This is a genomic window from Tolypothrix sp. PCC 7712, assembly GCF_025860405.1.
GTDB lineage: Bacteria > Cyanobacteriota > Cyanobacteriia > Cyanobacteriales > Nostocaceae > Aulosira > Aulosira diplosiphon.
Genome location: NZ_CP063787.1, coordinates 46,862 through 70,273, shown reverse-complemented (window position 1 = coordinate 70,273; position 23,412 = coordinate 46,862). Strand labels below are relative to the sequence as shown.

Annotated in this window: 14 protein-coding genes and 1 pseudogene; 4 read left to right on the top strand and 11 right to left on the bottom strand. The window is 38.1% G+C overall.

The window, feature by feature from the left end:
* Window positions 1–255: 255 nt before the first annotated feature.
* The 4 genes and pseudogenes from HGR01_RS37995 to HGR01_RS37980 all read left to right on the top strand — a co-directional run.
* Window positions 256–1,503 (top strand): annotated as a pseudogene (locus HGR01_RS37995) (tetratricopeptide repeat protein); the annotation flags it as partial.
* Between the two features lie 57 nt (window positions 1,504–1,560).
* A complete protein-coding gene (locus HGR01_RS37990) occupies window positions 1,561–3,576 on the top strand; it encodes a CHAT domain-containing protein (protein WP_052335495.1) in 2,016 nt (671 codons plus the stop codon).
* A gap of 536 nt (window positions 3,577–4,112) precedes the next feature.
* Entirely contained in the window at window positions 4,113–6,830 is a 2,718-nt protein-coding gene (locus tag HGR01_RS37985) for a TnsA endonuclease N-terminal domain-containing protein (protein ID WP_045874300.1), read from the top strand.
* Window positions 6,831–8,297, top strand: a complete 1,467-nt coding sequence (locus tag HGR01_RS37980) for an ATP-binding protein (RefSeq protein WP_045874301.1) — start codon at window positions 6,831–6,833, stop codon at window positions 8,295–8,297.
* 346 nt (window positions 8,298–8,643) lie between these two features.
* Here the strand turns inward: HGR01_RS37980 and HGR01_RS37975 are convergent, their stop codons facing one another.
* The 11 genes from HGR01_RS37975 to HGR01_RS37925 form a co-directional block, all read right to left on the bottom strand.
* Window positions 8,644–10,752 (bottom strand): serine/threonine-protein kinase, encoded by a 2,109-nt coding sequence (locus HGR01_RS37975; RefSeq protein ID WP_045874723.1) that lies wholly within the window; start codon window positions 10,750–10,752, stop codon window positions 8,644–8,646.
* A 233-nt stretch (window positions 10,753–10,985) separates the two neighbouring features.
* Window positions 10,986–12,836, bottom strand: a complete 1,851-nt coding sequence (locus HGR01_RS37970) for a PP2C family protein-serine/threonine phosphatase (RefSeq protein WP_045874724.1) — start codon at window positions 12,834–12,836, stop codon at window positions 10,986–10,988.
* Between the two features lie 91 nt (window positions 12,837–12,927).
* On the bottom strand, window positions 12,928–13,494 hold the full coding sequence (locus tag HGR01_RS37965) for an FHA domain-containing protein (protein ID WP_045874725.1): 567 nt from the start codon (window positions 13,492–13,494) through the stop codon (window positions 12,928–12,930).
* 70 nt (window positions 13,495–13,564) lie between these two features.
* Window positions 13,565–14,959: a vWA domain-containing protein gene (locus tag HGR01_RS37960; RefSeq protein WP_045874726.1), complete on the bottom strand. Its 1,395-nt coding sequence runs from the start codon at window positions 14,957–14,959 to the stop codon at window positions 13,565–13,567.
* A 56-nt stretch (window positions 14,960–15,015) separates the two neighbouring features.
* Window positions 15,016–15,399: a hypothetical protein gene (locus tag HGR01_RS37955; protein WP_045874727.1), complete on the bottom strand. Its 384-nt coding sequence runs from the start codon at window positions 15,397–15,399 to the stop codon at window positions 15,016–15,018.
* Window positions 15,400–15,468: 69 nt separating this feature from the next.
* Window positions 15,469–17,346, bottom strand: a complete 1,878-nt coding sequence (locus tag HGR01_RS37950) for a vWA domain-containing protein (protein WP_045874728.1) — start codon at window positions 17,344–17,346, stop codon at window positions 15,469–15,471.
* Window positions 17,347–17,397: 51 nt separating this feature from the next.
* Window positions 17,398–19,194, bottom strand: a complete 1,797-nt coding sequence (locus HGR01_RS37945; protein WP_045874729.1) for a vWA domain-containing protein — start codon at window positions 19,192–19,194, stop codon at window positions 17,398–17,400.
* A 53-nt stretch (window positions 19,195–19,247) separates the two neighbouring features.
* Window positions 19,248–20,672, bottom strand: a complete 1,425-nt coding sequence (locus tag HGR01_RS37940; RefSeq protein WP_052335468.1) for a serine hydrolase — start codon at window positions 20,670–20,672, stop codon at window positions 19,248–19,250.
* 20 nt (window positions 20,673–20,692) lie between these two features.
* Window positions 20,693–21,583: an ARC6/PARC6 family protein gene (locus HGR01_RS37935; RefSeq protein WP_045874730.1), complete on the bottom strand. Its 891-nt coding sequence runs from the start codon at window positions 21,581–21,583 to the stop codon at window positions 20,693–20,695.
* Between the two features lie 37 nt (window positions 21,584–21,620).
* A complete protein-coding gene (locus tag HGR01_RS37930; RefSeq protein ID WP_052335469.1) occupies window positions 21,621–22,478 on the bottom strand; it encodes a hypothetical protein in 858 nt (285 codons plus the stop codon).
* A gap of 27 nt (window positions 22,479–22,505) precedes the next feature.
* Window positions 22,506–23,396: a hypothetical protein gene (locus HGR01_RS37925; RefSeq protein ID WP_228045533.1), complete on the bottom strand. Its 891-nt coding sequence runs from the start codon at window positions 23,394–23,396 to the stop codon at window positions 22,506–22,508.
* Window positions 23,397–23,412: the final 16 nt, after the last annotated feature.

Below are 23,412 nucleotides of genomic sequence, written 5' to 3'. Positions count from 1 at the left end.
AGCATTGTCTCAAGGTCTTTGGCAAGTAGTTAGGTGAATTTTATCTTTTTCCTCTTGAATAAGAGCCATCGTAGCAGTATAAAATTATTCTCAGTTATTTTGTGACTGCAGTAATCGCATCTCCAAAACCTAAAAACAGACTTCAATAATGCTCGCGATATTTCGCCATGTCAGCAAAGTATGTAAATATTCGCAAACAAATACAAACTATAACCGTTGACACTTATGTAAAATTGCTAGAGAGGTAATGTACTCAAGGATTTAAAAAAATTTGCAGAAGCATTAGAATCTTTTGATAAAGCTATAGAATTAAAACCTGATGCATATCAACCTTGGGCAAATCGTGGTTCTATATTTTGTTACCACCTACAACGATATGAAGATGGAATTGCATGTTATGACAAAGTGATAGATATTAAGCCTGACTTTCAGCCAGTCTGGCTAGAACGAGGTTTTGCACTTGATAAATTAAAACGTTTCTCTGAAGCAATCGCATCATTTGATCAAGCACTTAAATTGAAACCTAATTGCTATGATACTTGGAATATCCGGGGGGTAGCACTGCTTCATTCAGAACGCTTTGAGGAAGCAATTTTATCTTTTGATGAAGCACTCAAATTAAAACCTGACGATTATATTGTTTGGAGTAATCGAGGTGCTACAGAAAGTAAATTGGGTAATTTACAAGAAGCAATAGCTTGCTTAAGACAAGCATTGAAGTTAAATCCTAATTATGCCCAAGCTTGGTACAATCAGGGTATTATTCTAAAGGATTTAGGTTCTTTTGAAGAAGCGATCGCATCTTTTGATCAAGTGCTGAAATTGGAACCTGATAACTATGAGGCTTGGGATAGTCGGGGTGCAACACTCGATAGTTTAGACCGATTCTCTGAAGCGATCACGTCTTTTAACAAAGCGATAGAAATCAAACCGGATTTCCATGATGCTTGGAGAAATCGGAGTGTTACGTTAACTCATTTAGAACGTTTTTCTGAAGCAGTTGCATCTTGTGAAGAAGCACTTAAATTGAAACCTGATTATTATACTTGGTATTGTAAGGGAATTGCTTTGAAAGAATGGGGGTATTACAAAGATGCACTGGCTTCTTACGACAAAGCTGTAGAATTTAAGCCTGATTTCCCAGAAGCATGGACTAATAGAGGATTTGTATTAAATGACTTATATTTGTATGAAGATGCACTTACTTCCTTTGAGCAAGCTTTAGAAATCAACTCTAACTTCATAGAGGTGTTTAATGCTTGGAATGGGCGAGGTTTGGTACTAGCTCAATTATTAAGATACGAAGAAGCGATCGCATCCTACGACAAAGCAATAGATGCTAGTAAAAAAGCAATAAATACTGGCAAAAAACTGATTAATATTCGGAAGAAACTAGGAGATATTAATGACAGAGAAAGTAATTATTGGCACAATAGAGGTATCGCACTAGCCAACTTAGGAAGACATGAAGAAGCAGTTATCTCCTATAGTAAAACTATAGAAATTAAATCAAATGAGTCTCGACCTTGGGCTGACAGAGGAGTATCTCTGCATAATTTGATGCAATATCAAGAAGCGATCGCCTCCTATGACCAAGCCCTAGAATTAAAATCCGACGATTACAACACTTGGATTAATAGAGGATTAGCAGTTTCAAGCATCGTTGAGAAAGAGATAAATCCAACTGGTTTATTTATTTTACCCGTAGTCACCTCTTACCCCGACCTCGTTATCACATTTAAGAACCCAAATTTAAACGGGGGTGGTAGGCAAGGTCAATTTGCGAGCTATGAAGAAGGATTAAAACATTGTCCCCAAGAAACCCATCCAGAAGGTTGGGGTAAATTACATCAGGCTATAGGAAACGCCCATTATTTCCAGGGATGCAGAGATGATAATCCATATCCCTACTGGGGTAGGGCTTTTAGAAGCTATCAAAATGCACTAAAAACACTGACACAGTTTCCTGAAGCGCATTTAGAACTTCTGCGAGATTTAATTCGCTGCTTGTCAGCTTTGGGACAAACTTCTGAGGCTGAAGAACTCCAACGACGGGCTACGGATATCCTACAAAATCTGCTGGAAAACACCCCCAGTCCAGCCAGAAAGCAACAATTAGCCTTACGATTTGCTGGTTTTCAACAATTAACCGTTGACTTAGCCATACAATCGGGAAATTGGTGTGCAGCCTTGGAACTCGCAGAAAAAGGTAAAAATGCTTGTTTAACTTGGCTTTTGTACTCTTTGGGTGATGAGATTTCCTCCCCTAACTACTCGGAAATACAAAAGTTACTTAATCCCACAACTGCGATTATTTACTGGCATATTAGCCCGAATGCCCTCAATACCTTTATCCTCAAACATAATGTACCATCACCCATAGTCCTTTCCCCTCAGATATCTGCAACCAATTCCCTGGAGGAAAACCAAGCATTAGATGGACAATTGCCAACAACAGTAAAACGACACCGCGAGTTTGAAGCCTGGGTACAAAACTGGAACAAAGAATATACCAAGTATCGTGAGGGTAAAGACAACCAAGAAGCAGGACAAGCCACATGGCGCGATCGCTTACCGGAATACTTAGAAGATTTGGGTAAAATTCTTGATATCAATGCTATTGTCAATGCCATCTCTGCGGATGATGCAGTCCCACCCGTCGAAAACCTCATCCTTATTCCCCACCAGGATTTACATCGTTTTCCCCTGCAATTCTTATTTCCAGAACAATTTACAATTACTTACTTACCCAGTGCTAAAATTGGGCTTTCCTTGAGCGATCGCGTCAATCATCAAGAAAGCGATCGCTCAGAAAATACTGATACCAGCAAACAGTTATTAAGCGTAGAAGCACCAGACAGCACGGATATTATCGCAGACAAGAAATTTGAAGAGCTTCGTCATGCAGAAATGGAGTCAGCAACTATTAGCCAAATGTTTGCCAATCCTCACCGTTTAGCTGGTAGCGACGCGACAAAAGAAAATGTCGAAAAAGCTCTTGCCTCTGGGTATAAATTTTTTCATTTTACCGGACATGGAACCTATATTTTCCAAAATCCCAAACAATCAGCCCTTGCTTTGAGCCATACGGACAGGCTAACTCTAGAAGATATTCTCCAGCTACCTTTTAATAATTACCAGATGGTCAGCCTCTCGGCTTGCGAAACAGCGATTACTGGTAGCCAAACAATTACTACAGAATACGTGGGTTTGGTCAGTGGTTTTATTAGTAAAGGTGTTACGAATGTTGTTAGTACCCTGTGGACAGTGGAATCAATTTCTAGTGCTTTATTTGCGATTGAATTTTACCGTCAGTGCGATCGGGATACTGCTCCTGCTGCTGCGCTGAAGCGCACACAAAGGTGGTTGTGTGGTGTGACGTATGGTGAGATTGCGAGGTGGTATGAGGAACGGGCTGAGGAGATGGGTGAGTACAATTTTATCTGTGCGGAGGAATTGCGGGATGAAGCGGATATGATTCGCCATGACCTCGATAAAATCAATACACAGATTCCGCCTTTTGAGCATCCGTATTATTGGGCTAGTTTTATTGTTACTGGTGGGGTGAATCATTGATTATTAGGGATGATTGGAATTATTTTTCATATTTCCTTCAATAAAACTCATTAAAAAAATACAAATTTCCTCAGTGATACTGATATATAATCGCTACGATTGAAGATAGAGATAACACGTATATTGAGTTCAGTATCATGATTAAGCGGCTTTGGCGATGGTTAGAAAAAATTTTACAATGCTTATTGTGCTTTTACCCCCTGGATGACCAAATTGTGAATCATACCCTGACCAAAAATTAACGACATTTCAAGGGTTACAGCCTAAACATCACATAAAAGTTTGCATAAAATTATGGCCGCGTGTCCTAATTGTGAATCATAATAAATCCTAGAGTTGTCATAACGAAAAAGAAAAAACTTCTCCCGAATAATTCTCTAAAAATCACTCCTATGTACAACTTAGATGACAAAATATGGTTCAAACTGACTAAAATATGATTCAATTCGCGTTGATAAGTATTTTTAGGAGACTGTAGTGAAGCAACAAAGCCGTCCTTGTATCACATAGGTCACGCTCCCGGAGGTGAAGCTCAAATGAACGAATTCGAGTTTGAAGATTGGTGTAGGCAACAGCAACTAGCAACCAACACCATTGATTTGATTACACAAATCAGGAAATCCCCACCCTCACGTCGGGTACAAGGACGAACCAAGAACGTTTGTGGCGTGTACCCTAGTTCTAAAATGGGGGTCACAATTCAATTCGAGAGCCATACAGTGGAATTGTGGGCGATTTACTTGATGGAACACGACCCCAAAGTTTTAGAGTTCTACGACCAGCCCCCACCATTCAAAATCCAGTATAAAAATCAAGCAGGGCGTAATATAGGTCACTATCATACCCCTGACTTTTTTGTATTACGTCATGATGGTGCTTGCTGGGAAGAGTGGAAAACAGTTAAGGAACTAGAGTTCTTAGCACAAAAATATCCTGGGCGTTATCAAAAAACAGCATCCGGTCATTGGCGTTGCCCACCAGGAGAAGCACACGCATCACAATTTGGTCTAAAATACTGCGTTCGTACTGATGCCGAATTGAATCCCGTCTTTACCCAGAACTTGATGTTTTTGTCAGATTACCTGGGATTTAAATCAAATTTGACAACAGATGTACACTCGACAGTTCTGGCTTACCTGGAAGCAAATCCAGGAATAACGATTGCGGCATTGCTACAAGAATTAAATGATGTATGTGCCAATGACATATACATCATGATTGCAACTGAGCTTTTGTACGTGGATTTGTCTGCTGTCCCCTTAGTTGAACATTACAGGACACGATTATGGGTAAGTCAACAAAATCATGACGCTTATACACACGCATCTGTTGTAGGAGTAACTACAAAGAATACTCCCAGTAGTCCCACAACACTGCTACCTAACACAGCCCTTGAGTGGGATTCGGCGCTATGGACTTTAGTTAACTATGGCGAGACCACAACCACGCTATTACCAGAGTCAGGCTTCCCAATACAGTTGCCCACAGCATTTTTTCTCCAGTTATTCGACAGTGGCACCATTAAAATCCACAACGGAGTTACAGATGTAACAAGAAATGAAACTGTACGGACTTTAATGGAGGCCGCTTCTCCATCTCACTTAAAAGAAGCGAATCGAAAATTTAATATAGTACAAGCATATTTCCAACGCCATACAGATATCTATCAAGACATCAACCCACGTACCTTGCGTAGATGGGTACAACAGTTCCGTGAAGCAGAAGCAAGTTTAGGTTGCGGTTATGTCGGGTTGCTACCACGCACACATCAGCAAGGGAATCGTCAACCAAAATCGCCAACAGATTCAAGTGAATTATTAGATAAATTTATTAAGGAGCATTTTGAAACACCAAGACAAGCGACAGGCGCTTCAGTATATCGGGCGTATGTCAGAGCCTGTACAGCATTAAATATACAACCCCTTAGTAACCGCACCTTCTACCAGCGTTTAAAAAAACGCCCAACCCATGAGCAGACATTAAAGCGTCAGGGAGCAAAAGCCGCATACGCAACAGAGCCTTTTGTCTGGGAACTAGCTTTAAATACACGTCCTCACGGAAACCGTCCACTGGAGATAGTCCATATCGACCATACCGAACTCGATATTGAATTACGCTCACAAGCTACAGGTCGGTTACTGGGACGACCTTGGCTAACATTACTGACCGATGCTTATTCTCGGCGAATATTGGCAGTTTATCTGACTTTTGATGCACCTTCTTACAGGTCTTGCATGATGGGGCTACGTATTTTAGTCCAGCGCCAAGGTCGTTTTCCCTCAACATTAGTTGTAGATGGTGGCAAAGAATTCCACAGTATATACTTTGACACCTTGCTAGCACGCTACCACTGCACCAAGAAAACACGACCTGGTGGTAAACCCCGCTTTGGGTCGGTAATTGAACGATTATTTGGGACGACAAATACTGAGTTTATCTATAACCTATTAGGTAATACTCAAGCAAGTAAACAGCCGCGTCAACTCACCAAAACTGTTGACCCAAAACAGTTAGCTGTTTGGAATTTGGGAGATTTATATACTTACCTGACCCAGTGGGCTTACTCGATTTACGACTCAAATTATCATGACTCATTAGGTGCGTCTCCAGGCGTTGTTTATACCGAAGGGTTGTCAATCGCCGGAGAACGCTTACACCGAAGTATTGCTTATAACGAAGAGTTCCTCATGGCAACACGTCCTTCCACGCCCAAAGGTCAGGCGAAAGTTCAGCCGGGACAAGGGATTAAAGTCAATTATCTCTACTATTGGAGTGATGCTTTCCGCAATCCCAATGTAGAAAAAACATTAGTACCAGTACGCTACGATCCTTTTGATATGGGAGTTGCTTACGCCTATGTTGATGGGCGCTGGGTGAGATGTATCTCTCAGTATTACAGTACTTTCGTGGGACGCACTGAAAAAGAAGTGTTGTTAGCGGCACAAGAAATTAGGCAATTGAACAAACGTAGCGCCACGGCGACGAATTTGAATGCCAAACATTTAGCTGACTTCATTGCCAATGTCCAAGAACATGAAGCCTTGTTGCTGCAAAGATTGCGTGATTTGGAAAGTAAACGCTTACTAGACAATTTAACGTCTAGTAATTCTTCTGTTCCATCAGTAAACCAAGTTCATTCAACATTTGCTGTATTGGCACAACAGAGTGAAGATGTTGCATCGCAGCACGTACCATCTCGAAACGTTGAACCGTTGGATCTAAGTTCACTGCCAATATTAGCGGAATACAAATAGATGGATTTAAACAGGAACAGGAGCGATGACATAAACTTACTTACTCAATTTAAGGAGTATGCAGTTTTACATCCACAGTTAGCACGGGTAGATATGCTGCTCATGCGTGCGATTCGAGAACCTGCCGGATTTGCTCATGTGTTGGTGTATGGGCCAAGCGGTGTGGGCAAGACGACGATGATACGGCAAATTGCCCGACGTTTAAATGCGCCTCAAACTGAGGATTATGTATCAAATGACTCAAGCTACCGCAACGGTTATGTACCTCAATTACCTCTGTTACTGATAGAGACACGTCCACCTGACAGTGGGGTGTTTAATCGAACTGACTATTACCGGACTGCGCTGAAGCTTTTGAATGAGCCATTCTACGAGCGTCGTAGCATTGTAGACATTGATACGTCGGAGGCATGGGAGAAAAAAGGGCGTGGACGTACTAGCAAAACTTCCCAGTTTAATGATTCTCCAGAACTGCGCCACGCATTAGAAGAAGCGATAACCAAACGTGGTGTACGTGCGGTTATCCTGGATGAAGCGCAACATTTAATGAAGATTGGGACTGGAAGTAATGCTGGCAAGCTTTTAGACCAGTTGGATTGGATTAAATCCATGACGAATGTTACGGGTGTTTTACACATCCTGATTGGTACTTACGAACTGTTAAATTTCCGCAATTTAAGTGGTCAAGCATCCCGGCGCGGTCTGGATATCCACTTTCCGCGCTATTTGTACCAAAATGAACAAGACCGTTTGGATTTTCAAGCAGCGTTATTGGCACTCCTCAAGCAAGTACCTCTTGATACTAATATTCCTGAATTAATGCAGCATTGGCTTTACTTCTATGAACATTCTATTGGCTGTCTTGGAGTCCTAAAAGACTGGCTCATCAGAACTGTGGCGGCGGCATTAGATGATGGAAATAAAGCTTTAACTTTAAAACAATTACACGAACATACCCTAACGCTAGCGCAGTGCGAACGTATGGCAATAGAAGCGACTGAAGGCGAAGAAAAACTGAGCTATATGGAGAGCCGCCGCGAACACTTATGGCATTTGCTACAAATAGGAATGGGTTCAACGGATGTACCGACTAGTGCAGTCCCTCCTGAAACTCCGTTGGTCGGTAGTGAAATCACTTCATCGAAAACAGAGTCACCACCTAAAACTACATCGACTCGGAAAAAGCCAAACGTACCTGCACCACAAGAATTTACGACCACAACAGCAAACGAGATCCCCGTAGAGCCAGCCTTGAAGAAAAAGCAGACTCGTAAGAAAACTACATCTACTCAAACGCTTGAAATTACTGAAACGCCACTTAGTAATCCTAGTACTGACCTTCAGGCGATAACCCAGGACACGCAACAGCAAACAGATAAGAGTCCCCAGAAAAAGTCAGGCACACGGGTTGGACAACGCAAACCCAAGCGAGACACTGTTGGGCATGAATCGCCGTCAACAACATAATAATGATAATCATTGGGTGGGGGAAGAAGCTGCCGACGGCAGCTTCTTCCCATTCTCTTTATTAATGAGACAGGGTTGAGCTTTGCTCAACCCTGTCTCCCCCCAACTATACGATTATCATTCTTACAACTCACAACTAAATTATGAAGTATATCTTGTCCTAATGAGTTTTGAAGCATTTCGTGACCCTTTGGCAAAAATATCGTTCAAATCACAGTGTTATTGGTCGAATCTTTGTATATTCTCTTGTTTTCAGTTCCAATGCCAAAATTTTAGTTAGCAGAAGTGCTGCTCCTAGAATTAGCATTTAGCGTGTATTTTCTTCAACGGAGGAGTAAATGCAGATTTAGAAATTGTTAATACCAACTGCTTGAAAAGCTTGTTTAATGCTTTGGCCTAGAGGATGTTTTTGTTGCTGTTTATATAGTTCAGTAGCTTTACGATAGGATGACAAAATTTCGCGGAAGTTTTCTATCTGACCATCTTGATCTTTAATATTTAGAAGCACCCACCCTAAATTATGATAAGCTTCTGCATAATTTGGTTTTACTTGAACTGCTGTTTCTAGATAAGACCGTGCCTTTTTCCATTGTTGTAATCGTCCATATAAAGTGCCGAGACGAAATAAAACAAAAGCATGAGGTAAAAATTGCTGAGTATGAGTTTCGTAGGCTTGGATAGCTGCCGGAAAATTCTGCAAATGTTCCTGAGCAATTCCTTGATTTATGAGTACCCAACCAGGAACTTGTGATTTACGGCTTGCTTGCTCCAAATCGGCAATAGCATCATTCCATAAACCTTGTATGCCTGCTTTCCAACCTTTGAAACCCCAGCCAAAACTATTGTCAGGTACTTGAGTAATAAATTCTTGAATACGTCTTTTTACATCGCTTGCTTGCTTGGTAACTACTGCTTTATCTAAGGCAAGAATTAGGTAAGGATACACCCACTGCTGTAGTTCTTGCGAGTTTCTAGAAGAGCTTTGCTTCGACTTAAAAATTGCTTGAGTAGCAGCACGAATTCCTAATTGCCATTGTGCTTGATTTACGGCTATCCATGCTTGTAAGCCTAACGCAAAAGTACAGTTAGCATCCAGTTGAAGTGCTTTATTGATAGTTATTTCAGCTTGCTGCCAATTACCGGATTTACCTAATGCCCAAGCTAAATTTGCTTGTATCCAAACTTCGTGAGGAGCTAATTGTGCTGCTTGCTGTAGGTTTTTTACTGCTTCTAACCAATTTGATTTTCGACAGTTAACAACTCCTAAAACTCCATAAATTCTCCCATCATTAGATTGTAATTGGAGCGCTTTTTGGGCAGCAATTTCTGCTTTGTTTTCATCGATATACAGTTGAACTAATGCCACTTCAACTGCTGCCTCGCCATTATTTGGTTCGCTATTGAGATATTTTTCATAAGCTAAAACTGCTTCTAATAATTTACCTTGTTTAACTAATTCATGTGCTCTTTTTTGGCTGGGAGAAGTAAATTTACCGTTGAGAGCATCAATTAATTCATCTGCTGTTTGGAAGCGGTCTTCAACCTTAAATTGCATCCCTGTAAGAATAATTTTTTCAATTATAGGGCTAAGATTGGAACGTAACTTTCGAGGTGGCACAAGTTGTTCTGAACCATTAGCTATATCTGTAGCAGCAGCAGGTAACTTTCCAGTTAATAATTCATACATTGAAGCACATAGAGCATAAATATCTGTTGTTGGAAAACGCTTACCTCGATAGCTATATTGTTCCAAAGGTGCATAACCTGGTGTTAATGTCACGCTCATTTCGCGTGTTTGACCGGCAATAAATTCTTTCGTAGCACCGAAGTCAATCAATACAGGTCTATCTTGATTATCAATAAGAATATTATCTGGTTTGATATCTCTATGTAGTAAATTATTAATGTGAATAACTTTTAAAGCTTCTGCTATTTTAATAAAATAAGATGTAACACGATTTTCCTCTAATACACCTTCTTGTTGTAATATTTGGAATAATGATTTTCCTGAAATAAATTCCATTACTATATAGGCAGTATTATTTTCTTCAAACCAATCATAAATTTTAGCGATGTTAGGATGAGAACATTTATGTTGGCAACTAGCTTCTAGCTGAAATTTTTGAATTTGGTGTTGTCTTTGTAAAGGGGTAATTGAAGAAGGCCATGTAATTGTAGAGCCAATCCTAGCCGCTTTTTCCGGCCAGAGTTCTTTAATCGCTACCTGGGCCGAATTTTGTAAAAAAACTCCTTTATAAGTAATCCCAAAGCCACCTTCTCCCAGCACTTTTTCTATCTTGTATAGCCCTTTTTTTAGTAAAGTACCACTAGGCAAATGATATGCAGATACCTGTTCACCAGAACTGATCATAGAAACCAGAGGTGTACCACAAGCAATACAATAAGCTGTATTGTCTATATTGTCAGTGAGGCAAGTTGGACATGGAATAGACATTTTTCTGATTTACTTAATTAGTAATAATTAATATTTCTGGGAAGCTGAGTTGTTAGGAAATATTTTGTCTATATGATTGATAGGAACCTTGAGCTACTTAAATTGGAACAACATTTATTCGCTTAAATTTATGTCATGAGTATTTTATTTTTAAATAAAATGGTGTCGAACTATAATAAATTTTGAGTAATAATTGGTTAAAAATGTAGCATGATTCAAAATCTATATATTGACTATTTATCTATCCGGCATTGCATTGCTAAAAGAGTCGCATTATCTGATGCACCTCGCTCAATAACTATTTCAATAGTTGTATCAACAGCTGCTTGCAAATCTTTATTGTTATTAAAAATTTCTGCAAACTCTCTTTTAGAAACTAAATCCCAAACTCCATCAGAACACAGCAACAAAATATCTCCGTTTTCTAAAGTCATTGATAATTCTTGAGTAGTACGTTTTAAATCTTGAACATAGCCATCACTTAGTTTACTTTTTGAACCAAGAGACTTAGTAAGTACATTACGATCTGGATGTTCTAAGCTTTCTGCTTCTGTTATTTGACCACTAGCAACTAACATTGCTACAAGAGAGTGATCTTCACTTAACTGACGTATTTCTCCTTGACGTAATAAATAAATACGGGTATCACCAACGTGGGCTACCATTAATTGTTGTGCTATGGCTAATACCAAACTGAGAGTGGTTCCGCCGTTTTTTACATTTTTGGAAACAACATCATTGGCTTTTTGAAATAACGACATCAACCATTCATTGCGTTGTTCTATAGTTTTAAATTCAGCTGGTATAGGTTCATCTAATACTGTCTGCACAGATAATTGACTTGCTAGTTCTCCTTGAGACATACCACCCATGCCATCAGCAACAACTCCTAATATCATGGTTTCAATATCACTTAACTGCTGTTGTCTGACACCATAGTTGTCTTCATTTTGCAAGCGGCTAGTTGATAGACCTACAGTTGAGCGGCTAGCAACATTCCACTTAATTTTAGGAGCACGAATAGCTTGGCGAGTTTCTACTAAAATACTCAGAAGTTGAGACAAAGAAAATCTTTCTTCGATAACAGGAGACAAGCAAATTTTTAAGATTTGATAAATGCGAGGAATAGGATTAATTTTGAGTTCAATAGTTTGATGTGGTAACAAGGGTTGTTTGTGAATAGAGTGATATAATAATGCTCCAACTGTATAGATACTCATTGATTCATGAATAGGACTTTTGTTATAGGCGAGTTCGGGAGCGCAATAATTTCCTAATAAACCAGCAGTTAGCATTTCACTAACAGGATAAGCATTTGTTAAATCAAAAAACTGGCAGGGAGTTCCTATTTTAATCAAGTGAGTTTCTAAGGAGATAAAACACCAAGTACGTTCATAAACATACCGAAAAAATTGACAAACTTGGGTAGTAATATATAAAGATTCTTCTAAAGAATGATCTGATTGTAACCAAGTATCCAGGGTTTTTGTGTATTCTGGGTATTCGCTAATTAATATAAGCTTACTCCCAACATTATTAGAGCAAAAATCTATTTCTGGATAGTATTCATCTTCTAAATGCTCTGAGTCGGTTTCTAATAGAATAGACAGAGGTGAAGCATCTTTATCAATTACTAAACTTGTCTCGTTATCTTCATTTGTATTTTGATGCAAACTTATGTTTTTTGAATTAGTTATAGTTGTAATATCTTCTGTATTAGTTATTATTTCATACTTTTCATTTTCGGATAATTTTTGCTCTACTATAGGCGGATGAACATTAACAATTACAGATTCGGCTGTAATGTAAGTGATAAGTTCTACAATCATCTTGTAATCTCCGAGAGCTTCCCTTAGTTTTAACTCTCGGTACAGTCCACCTTGAACCGAACCAACCCTCATTAAGCATAATTTACTTGCAGTGTTAGGAGAATCTAAAGGTAATATTTTTACTTTAAAGCTATATATATCCGCTGTATATTGACCTAGGTATGAAATGACTTCTACTTGGAAGTTGTCTATTTGAACGCTTTGATTTTCTTGAATTAATAAACTACTATTTTTGTCATTTAAAGGTAATGTCATATAAAAGCCAATGATTCAGTAATTTATACTATTGATTAAATGTTCTTGGAGGTTAAAAATTGTATAAATAACCTCCTATTTTTTCTAAAAACTAATTTTCTTTAAACAGAAATCGCACTTTGCCAAAAGCAATTTCGTCTCCAAAATTTATAGTTTCAGGCATAGTAATTCTGGCTCCGAAACGAGTTTGACCACTTCGTTTAATGAAAACGCCATTTGTCGAACCAAGGTCTTTAATTTTCCAAAGTCCACCTTCTGTGTAAATTTCTGCATGGTTGCGTGAAACTGTTTCACCACCAGGAAATTCTTCTAAGTCAATATCAACTGGCCCCATATCAGGGTCAAATATACCAACCACAGCATTACTGTCTAAGGAAAATTCTGCTACTGGAGAACCTGCTTGTTTGGAAATAAGTTTGGCTATTGTAGGAGTAGTCGGGAACGTAGGAAAAGAAGGAGTAGAAGTCGGATCTGTTGGTTGTGGTATTGGTGGTGTTGGTATTGTTGTTTCTATTATTGGTGTTTGGATCAGAGTGGGTGCAATAGGAGAAGTAAGCGTGGATGGTGCTGCTGATGCTTGGAGTGCAGAACCGCAAGCATCACAATATTCAGCATCATCTGGGTTTTTATCATAGCCACAAGCTGCACAACTAATCATGGATATACTTCCTTATGTTGTAAATAAAATTGGTGATTTTTTAGTTAGCAACCTAAAATTCACAATTATTTCAAGTTCCTGTGAGTTTACGCATTTCTTCCTCTGAAAGCTGATCATTAATATCGTTACCCATTTTGACGGTTTTACCTTTAGCGCCCATTTTGACGGTTTTACGGGTTCCGGCAGAAATTTGGCGAGTTTTCCGCAACTCTTGTTGAGCGCCATTAAGAGATGCTTCCATTTCTTTGTTGCCAATTCTTACCGTCATGCGCCGTGCAGTTTCTAATAGTTCTTCAGCTTTTTGCGGGTCGCGATCAGCAATTTTTGTCGCTTGGTTTACTAAGTTAGAAATATTGCATTGCTGTACATAATCCATGACTTCTTGATCAACTTGCACTACACTTCCCTGTCCAGCGACAAATTGCACTACTAAGTTTTGGGGCGGAAGTTCACCGCGTCGGTTCTGTCCTGGAATATCGTAGGTTAAACCCATCTGAGCAATTCGGACGCGGGATGCAGGACGACTGTTCATGCTGAATTCGAGGATAAAGATTGTTTCATCACTTGCTGCTGCATTGCCAATAGGATAAGGTTCTTGAGTCAGAGGGAATTCGGCTTGTGTAGGATAGGCACGGACAATGCGGGTAAGTTCTATGCCTTTGACGGTTTTGACTGTTAAAGCTAGGTTTGTAATTACTTCTTGCTGTGCCTGACTATATTCTTCAATAATTTTGTTTGGTAAATCTAGGATGGAAACTTGTGTGCCAATAGCAGTTCCGGGAACTACATATAATGAGCTTCCAGCTGTGGAATCGCTTAGGTGGGTCAATAAATCTTCTCGGAAATCCTCTCCGACTCCTAATGCAGTAATCGGGATATTTTTAGTGGCAAAATCTGATGCTATTTCCCGACATATGTCTTCGTCAAAAGTGTGACCATCCGTGAAAAGTAGGGTACGTCGAACAGCCATGTCTTGACCAGCAAGTAAATCTAAAGCACGACGCAAACCCAACCCCATCCGAGTACCGCCGGAGAAACTGCGAAGTTGAGTGATCGCATTTTCTAATTGACTAACTTGCGTTGCTGGAGTCAAGCCAATAATCTGCGAAGCCGTATCATCAAACTGAACTATTGCCACGCGATCGCTTGCTCCTAATCTGCCAGAACGCACCAACGCTAATAAGGACTCCATGACAATATCAATTTTTGATTTACCCCCTGTTACCTGGTTATATTCCTTGCCATCTTGGGTATACGTCACACCTGTAGGTCTTGTTGCCCCTGCGACTACTTCATACATTGAACCACTAGTATCAATGACAAAAGCAAAGGTAGTGGGTGGACGAGAAACCGCAACCTCTTTTGTGGGTCGCAGTTTCAGCATCAGAAATAGCTTTTGTCCCTCGGTTTCCGCAGGTAAAAATTCCCGATGAGGTGTAATATATACATTTAATACATTACTCATTACAATTCTCCTATTATTAGTATTTTGTAATTATGTTGAAAATTTAATCAAATGGCTTAAGAAAAATTTAATGGTGGTAGCATTCCCTTTATAGGTTCTATGTCAGATAAATCAGGATTAACTAGGGCTGGATTTTCTTGATTACCTTGTTCATTTATCTGGTCAATTCCTGATTCTATCAATAAAGGTAATTGCAGGGTGAGACTACTATCTCGATAACCTTCTTTAATATCTTGTATCCAAGTATTAATAATTTGATTAAGATGAAAGTCTTTGATAGCACATAGAGTTTTATTTTGGAGATCTAAACGGATATTTTCTCTAGTTTTTGAACTAAAAACATGCTCGGGCATATTTTCTTGATTAGGGCTTAAGTCTAAAATATGTGAGTATTCATTATTGTCACCTTTTACTTTTAAAGAGAATCTATATTTAACCATGTGGCTTGTAATTAATTTATAAAATTCACCAAACCTGATCTCATAATATTATGGTCTGTTTTCTAATATTCATTTAATAGTAGCAGCTTTGACTTCTATAGTAATGTTTCCCAACTTGCGTGTGTCCCCTACATTTAATTGCTGGAGAGTTTTTTTCATATTTTTACTTGCAGCATATCCTGTATCAAATTGCATTAAAATATTGGCTCCTTCTTGATAAATTTTGGCTGTAATCGGTGTAAATCCTTCTGAAGCATTTAAGGGAATTTGGGCATCAACAGAGCTACCAATGACAACGGGTTTTGCACCAAGTAATAATGATGTTTTCTCTGTTGGTGTCCAATGGACTAACAGATATGGTTCTTGATTTAATTGTTCTTGTTCCACCCAAGCAATCATTAAACCAATGAAAAAGCCTAATATGGCTGCACCCGATAAACGACCGGGGATATCTCCAAATACTGCCGCAGCTACTAAAAAACCAACGGCTCCTAAAGTTCCGCCAACAGTACCACCCAATAATGCTTTATTCAGCTTGAGGTTGGGTACAAAAAAACATGTTCCACCTCCTACCAATAGACCTAAAATTGTCCAACCGATTATTCTGCCAATCGTTTCTAAGATGGAAACGCTAGAAATGGACACAAATAATAATTGACCAAAGAAGATTACTGCGATACCAGCGACAAAACCAAAGAAAGAACCTGCTAAGAATCGAATGCAGATACCAAAAATCAGTCCAGCAATCAACTGAGCTAGAAAATTTCCAAACCCAAAAAAACTACCTAAAAAGTTAGTAGAAATTAGTAAACTTCCAGCAGCTAAAGCACCGCTAATACCCCCAGCAACTATAGATCCAATAAATTTCAGCGATTTGAGCTTTGGTATAAAAAAGGATATCAATCCTGTGAAAACAGCACCAGCAATTCCCCCATTAATAATGATTTCGATATCTTTAGTGTTAGGAATGTTGGCAAATTGTAAAAAGAGTAATTGACCAGTGGCTCCTGCAACCATACCAGCCACCAAGCTACCAACTGTACTCACACTGGCTTCACCAACTGTGAGAAGACGACGACGTTGATAGTGATTTTGTCCTATAATTAAAGCTAAAGTAACTCCAATTGCCAAAATACCTGTTGAAGTTGCGGTGAGAAGGATAAGCACTCCCCTTTGCTTGAGAGGGTATTTTTTGGTGTCTTGCAGTCCTTGAATTGTAGTTTCGGCGATCTTTTGTCCAATCAGAGGTAAAATCCGCTCAAATCCACTGCGTCCAGAAGCTGCTTCGCTAAGTGAGAAGACTTCTCCGGGGATAGTTGATTGCAACCCCTCGAAAGTAGAGCGATCGCTTTCCTGGATAACTAAGTGCAACTGATTAATTTTATTGTGGCGCAATACGCTATCAGCTTGTGTCACAGACTGCATTTCGCGATCAGGAATATGAGGCGGTGCATCGGTAATCAACAAAATTACTTTAGTTGCTTCGGCCCGAAAAGATTGGCGTGCTGCTAAGGCTAAAGCATCTAAGCTACTTTCTGGTTCATCTATACCACCACCACTTAAACCAATTCTGCCTACTTCATGGCGGAAAAGATTGCTATCACTAGTAAACGAGTTACCATTAAACTTTAAAATTCCTGCTTCTTCTCCAGCAAGGCGATCTCGGAAAGCAATTAACCCTATTTGCCAATCTAAATTTTTAGAATTAATTTCAGTAGCGAAATCACGTATACCATTTTGTACGCCTTGAATTTCTCCTTGCATACTAGTGGTAATATCTAGGGCGAACATCACATCTACTTGCGGTGTGGGTTCCTTAGATGGTACTACCATAGTAAAAAGTATCTGTGCAAAAATTGCAGCTAGGAAGCAACCAATAGCTCCATATAAACCAAACAGTAGAGGCTTGCTGAGTTTGTACTTTAAATGGCTTAAAAACTGGTACATCCTATCGTCTCACTGATTTTAAAAGTCATATTTACAGTATCAGGATGCTATTCAAGAGGTGGTTAAGTTTTGTTGGATAGTAGCAGCTTTGACTTCTATAGTAATGTTTCCCAACTTGCGTGTGTCCCCTACATTTAATTGCTGGAGAGTTTTTTTCATATTTTTACTTGCAGCATATCCTGTATCAAATTGCATTAAAATATTGGCTCCTTCTTGATAAATTTTGGCCGTAATCGGTGTAAATCCTTCTGAAGCATTTAAGGGAATTTGAGCATCGACAGAGCTACCAATGACAACGGGTTTTGCACCAAGTAATAATGATGTTTTCTCTGTTGGTGTCCAATGGACTAACAGATATGGTTCTTGATTTAATTGTTCTTGTTCCACCCAAGCAATCATTAAACCAATGAAAAAGCCTAATATGGCTGCACCCGATAAACGACCGGGGATATCTCCAAATACTGCCGCAGCTACTAAAAAACCAATGGCTCCTAAAGTTCCGCCAACAGTACCACCCAATAATGCTTTATTCAGCTTGAGGTTGGGTACAAAAAAACATGTTCCACCTCCTACCAATAGACCTAAAATTGTCCAACCGATTATTCTGCCAATCGTTTCTAGAATGGATAAACCAGGAATTGAGAAAAATACCAATTGACCAAAGATGGCTACTCCTATTAATGCAACTAAACTTAATAAAGTGGAACCAGATAATAGTCGTATGCAGATACCAAAAACAATTGCACCAATTAATCGCCCTAGAAAATCTCCTAAATAAGTAGCAGACATTAGCCAAGCACCAGCAGCCAAAGCGCCACTGATCGCACCAGTAAGTAATACACTCGATAGTTGTAATTTTCTGAGTCTGCGTATAAATAATGATAATAAACCTATAGATAAAGCACCGAAAATTGCCCAAGTAAGGACACTCTCAATCAGAGCAACGTTAGGAATACCACTCGTGAGTGGCAAAAAAATTAATTGACCAGTTGCGCCTGCAACCATACCAGCGACCAGACTGCCGATAGTACTGACACTACCTTTATTAAATGTGAAGAGACGACGGTGCATATAGTGGTTTTGCCCCATAATTAGAGCAAGCGCTATGCCCATTGCTAAAAAAGCTGTCCAGCCACCAATTCGCAATGTAGAGTATATTACACCATAATTTCCTATTGGTTCTGACTCGACTAATTGCTTGTAAATAGCAGCTTCAGCATTCCGAAAAGCTTGATCAAACTGGCCAGAATTAGCATAAAACACCAGAGAGCGATCGCCTGTAAGTTGCGCTAGATAATTGGTGTCAGCATCACCGGTCGCAACTGCTATCAAGTTAATTCTCTGACTTCTCACAGATTGAGCCGAAAAAGAGGCAAGAACTTGAGAATCTGGCAAGCCATCGGTAAATAATAAGATGTTGCGACGCAGGGACGTTGACTGCAACTCTGCTACAGCAGCATCTAAGCCTTGTGCCATTGGAGTACCACCAACTTCTGACAAACTGGCGATCGCACTTTTGAGAGTGTTAGCGTCATCAGTTAAAGAAGTAGCAGTTTTAATCTCTAATCCAAAACTAACTACAGCCAGTTTATCTTCAGTTAAGTTACGACGTTCTACAAATTTAGTGGCGGCAGTTTTAACTTCTGTTAATTTCCCATCGCTCATACTTGAAGAAGCATCAATTAATAAAACAATGGCTTGGGGAATTTGTTGTGCAGATGGTGCAAGTTTGGTTAAAGCAAGTAATGGTTCTCCTAGGAAAATCGCAGCAATTAGACAACCAATTGCGCCGTATATTCCAAAAAGTAAAGGTTTGTTTGTTCGGAACTTTATAAATACATTTTGCATAATCCAATATCTTCTTCCTTAAACATTGGTATTCTTGCTCACTATAAATAGCTTTAATTTGTCATACGTTCATAAACTAAGCGTGATAGTTCAGGGAAAAGTTTTTTATCTTTATAAAAGCTGGGATCGTCACCAAAAATTACTAATATATACTTATGTTTACCATTTGGAGTTCCTATAATAGCAGCATCGTTACGTGTGTTAAAATTCCAGCCCATTTTTGAAGCAAAGTAAGCGTTTTCTGGTAAAGCTTCGCCTAAAAAACCTTCAATAGCATTAAATTCTTTATTTCTCCAAGCACTAGGATGCAAGTTTCTTTTTAACAACAACTTCATGCTTTGACTATATTTTTTAGAAATAGCTTTTTCTTGATAAATTTCTAGAAGTAATCGGGCTACATTATGTGTAGTTGTATAATTCCTGTAAGGATGGGATTCGTCACGACGTATCTGTAAATCTCTACCAGCAGGGGCATCATTTTTCTGATAATCAGTTGGGAAAAGTTTTTGACTAATATTTATGGGATAATATCCCGCTTGTTCAAAAAATGAATTCATTGCTAATCGCTTTTGAACCCATCTATCAAATTCATTTGAAGGTAAATTTTCACCTGATTTAGTTTGGGTAATTGTATCTACAATTAAACTAGCTGACTCATTATCTGAGTCTTGAATCATCTTCGCCAGATTTTTGTAAGAAACTGCCCCTTCTGGCAGTAGTTTTGCTTCATATTTGCCATATAAATACACCATCCAGAATAACTTAGCTACACTTGCAGGAAATCTAGGTTCTTGAGCTAAATATTGACCATAGGCACAACATTCAGTACTATTTAATTCGACCAAACTGACAGATAATCTATCTATTGGTAAACCTTTTGAGCTAGCCAAAGCCACAATATCATTAACTATTGTTTGTAATTTTAAATTTTGTTTAAAAGACGGAGGTTTATCTACCTTATAAATCAGTTGTGGCTCATAGTTAATTATCGCTGGTTTGTAGGGTAATGTCTCAGTTATTCTAATTGGAGGTGTGGCAGATAAGTTTTTACTTTCTAACTTCAAAGTTACTTGGTAATCTTCAACATCTTTATCTGTGTTGATGACAATTGAGTATGTTCCAGTATTAGACAAAGTTATATTGGAAGAACCTTGTAAAATACTCGGATGATTATTTGGTGTCTTAAAAGTAATTTTAGTTTTACTAAATAACTTAATTTTATCCTCAGATGAACCATAAAAATAGAAACAATTAACTTGATTTTTATTAATAGTGCCTTGAATACTTTTTTCAATAAATGTTAGTAAATTAATTTTTGATTCTATGGTACATTTTTTGCTATTTAATACTTGATAACTATTAAAAAGTTTTGATATTAAAAGTATTAATGAAATTAATGGTAAACAAACTAAAGCTACTAAAATAGCTACTCGATCCAACCTAATTGAGCGTTTTATTTTACGATACTTTTTATTCATGGGGTTACCTATACATCATTCTAAATTTTTGAATAATCATAAATTTTCCATACACCATTGCTGTCTTTTTCAAAAAAATATATAAAATCAGTTTGGTACGAGCCAGAGTTTTCTTGGTCAATATTACCTTTCGGTCCATAAAGATATAGTTCTTCAAAAACTTTAACTTTTATATATGGCCGTCTGCCAGAATTAGAAAAATCTGTAACTTTTCTGATTTCTGATTGATTATATTGATAGTAAGAATTATTAGCTTTCAGCCAAGCTATAGGGCCAGCATCTGGATCAGAATTAGTAGTTTTATCATACAGCTTTCCTGTGGCTAATTTATCAACTAATGTTGTATCAAAAGGCGGTGCAAATATTTGAGGTTTAGCAGCATACCATTCCTTAACTATATTCAGTGCTTGTTCTTGAGTTAAATCTGCTACTGATGTAGGTGTAGGTGTAGGTGTAGGCTTTAACCTAGAAGAAATAGCAGTAATAGAAACAGAAGGTGTTGGAGTCGGGTTTTCAGAAGCTTGAAGAATACCTAAACTCATTTTCATATCAAAGGTTTTAGAACCCTTCAGTGCAGAAACCTGGATAATATATTTACCCGTTTGTGGTAAATCCCCGCCCTTCAAAATCTGGTTATCTGGCGCATAAACCCAAACGCAAATATCACTATCAGTTGACCAACTCAGTTTTTGACCAGACTGAGCTGTAAATTTATATCCTATAGATTTATTCGCACTAGCTTGACCAGATTTAGATGAAGTTTTTTCATCCAAATTGATTTCTTGAACATCTTTTTCTGTTAGTGTATTTGTAGGTTTTTCTGGACAAGTAGAAGCAAATGGAGCAGATGGTATTCCAAAAGAACACCCATAAATTATTAATAATGTAAAGTAGCAAATTATTTTCTTCATAATGAATCTTTGAGATTGAATATATGGGTTTTAAAATTTAAGGCTCACTCTTCATATCAAATAACCATTTATTACTATCATTGCTCCAAACTAAATCTATGCGACTTTTAGAGTCTTGAAAAGTTTTACCATCATTCATTGTGTACCATAATTCAGCATTTACTATTGCTTGATTATTATTTTGTTTGAGCAGTTTAATCTCACCGATTTTTATTTCTTTAACGCTATCCCACCAACGCTGATAATCAGAATAGCCACCTGGAATATTTTCATTTATAAATCGAGGGGAAAGATTTTTATAAGAAAAACTATATTGACGATTATTAATAGCTATGTAATGGTTCCTTACAAAAGTATCAGCACTCTGAACTTCTGAAGTTGATATATTTGGCTCTTGAGTGGTAGTTGGTTGATTTGAATATATAGGTTTGGATGAGCTTTCTAAAGCCAGTTGTAAATCAAAAGTTGATAACCCTTTAGGTACAGAAATTTGAATTATATATTTACCAGTTTGTGTTAAATCTTTACCAGTGATTATTTGGTTATCTGGTGTGTAAACCCAAATGCAAATTTCATCATTAGTTTGAATATTCAGCCTTTGACCAGATTGAGCTTCAAAAGTATATCCTAAATCTTTACCTGCTCGTAATTGACTCGATTCTTTTATAGGTTGAGAAGTTAGTTGAATCTGTTTAACATTTTTGGTATCTAGCGAATCCACAGGTTTATCTGGACATGTAGCACCAGGAGTATTCAAAGGAGCTTGACCCAATGTCTGAGATTGTGATTTACAACCACTATTAAATAGTAATAATACTATTGCTGATAATAGTATTATTTTTCCACTATTACCACGTTTTTTATTAAAAATAAAATTTCTTTGAGTAGTGATCATAAATAATTCATGTTCTCTTGTATAGTATTAATTAACTATTTTAGTTTTACTAAGCTCCCATTTTTGCTGGCTTTCATTCCACACCATATAAAAATTGAGATTTATAGGAGCCTTTCTTCCAGATCTCATGTAGTAAGTACTGCTCATTTTCACAGTTGCATAATCTTTATTAGATTCGGCTAAATAAATATTATGAATATTTATAAAATCTACTTTATCTCTATACCAATCTAAGAAAGAACTGTAACCATTCGGATGGAGTTCTTTATCTTCTTGCAGTTCAACAGGTAAAATATTCCAGGCACTTCTATACTGACGGTTATTAATTTTGGCGTAATAATCTTTAATTACTTCTGTTGGAGATGGTCGAGAGACATTGTTGTTAGTAAAAGATGAAAATCTTTCCTTCGATGTGGAAATCGGACTAGGATTAGTATTTTTAGTTAATGATGGCGGAGTCGTAGCTAATGGAGTGGTACTACTTGTAGGAGTAACAGTAGGAGTTGTAGGAGTAACAGTAGGAGGAGATGTTGATTTGCTTTCTAAATTCATAGCTAAATCAAAGGTTGTGGAACCTTTAAGAATAAAAATTTGAACGGTGTATTTTCCAGTTATGGGTAGAACACCACTATTGAGAAGTCGATTTTCTGGTGTATAAACCGCAATACAAACATCTTGAAGAGTGTTATAAACTAGCCTTTGACCTGCTTGAGCTTCAAAAACATATCCTACAGATTTATTCTGACTCACCATTCCTGATTCTGTAATTTTTTGGTTACTAAGATTAATAGTTTTGACTTTATTTGCATCAAGCACAGCCTCAGGTTTATCTGGACATTTAGTAAGATTAGAAGAGGAAGTAGTTAAGTTTTGTGTATTGGCAGCAGGAGTACAACCAGAGGTTATAAGCAAAATCAAAGAAGTTACAGATGTG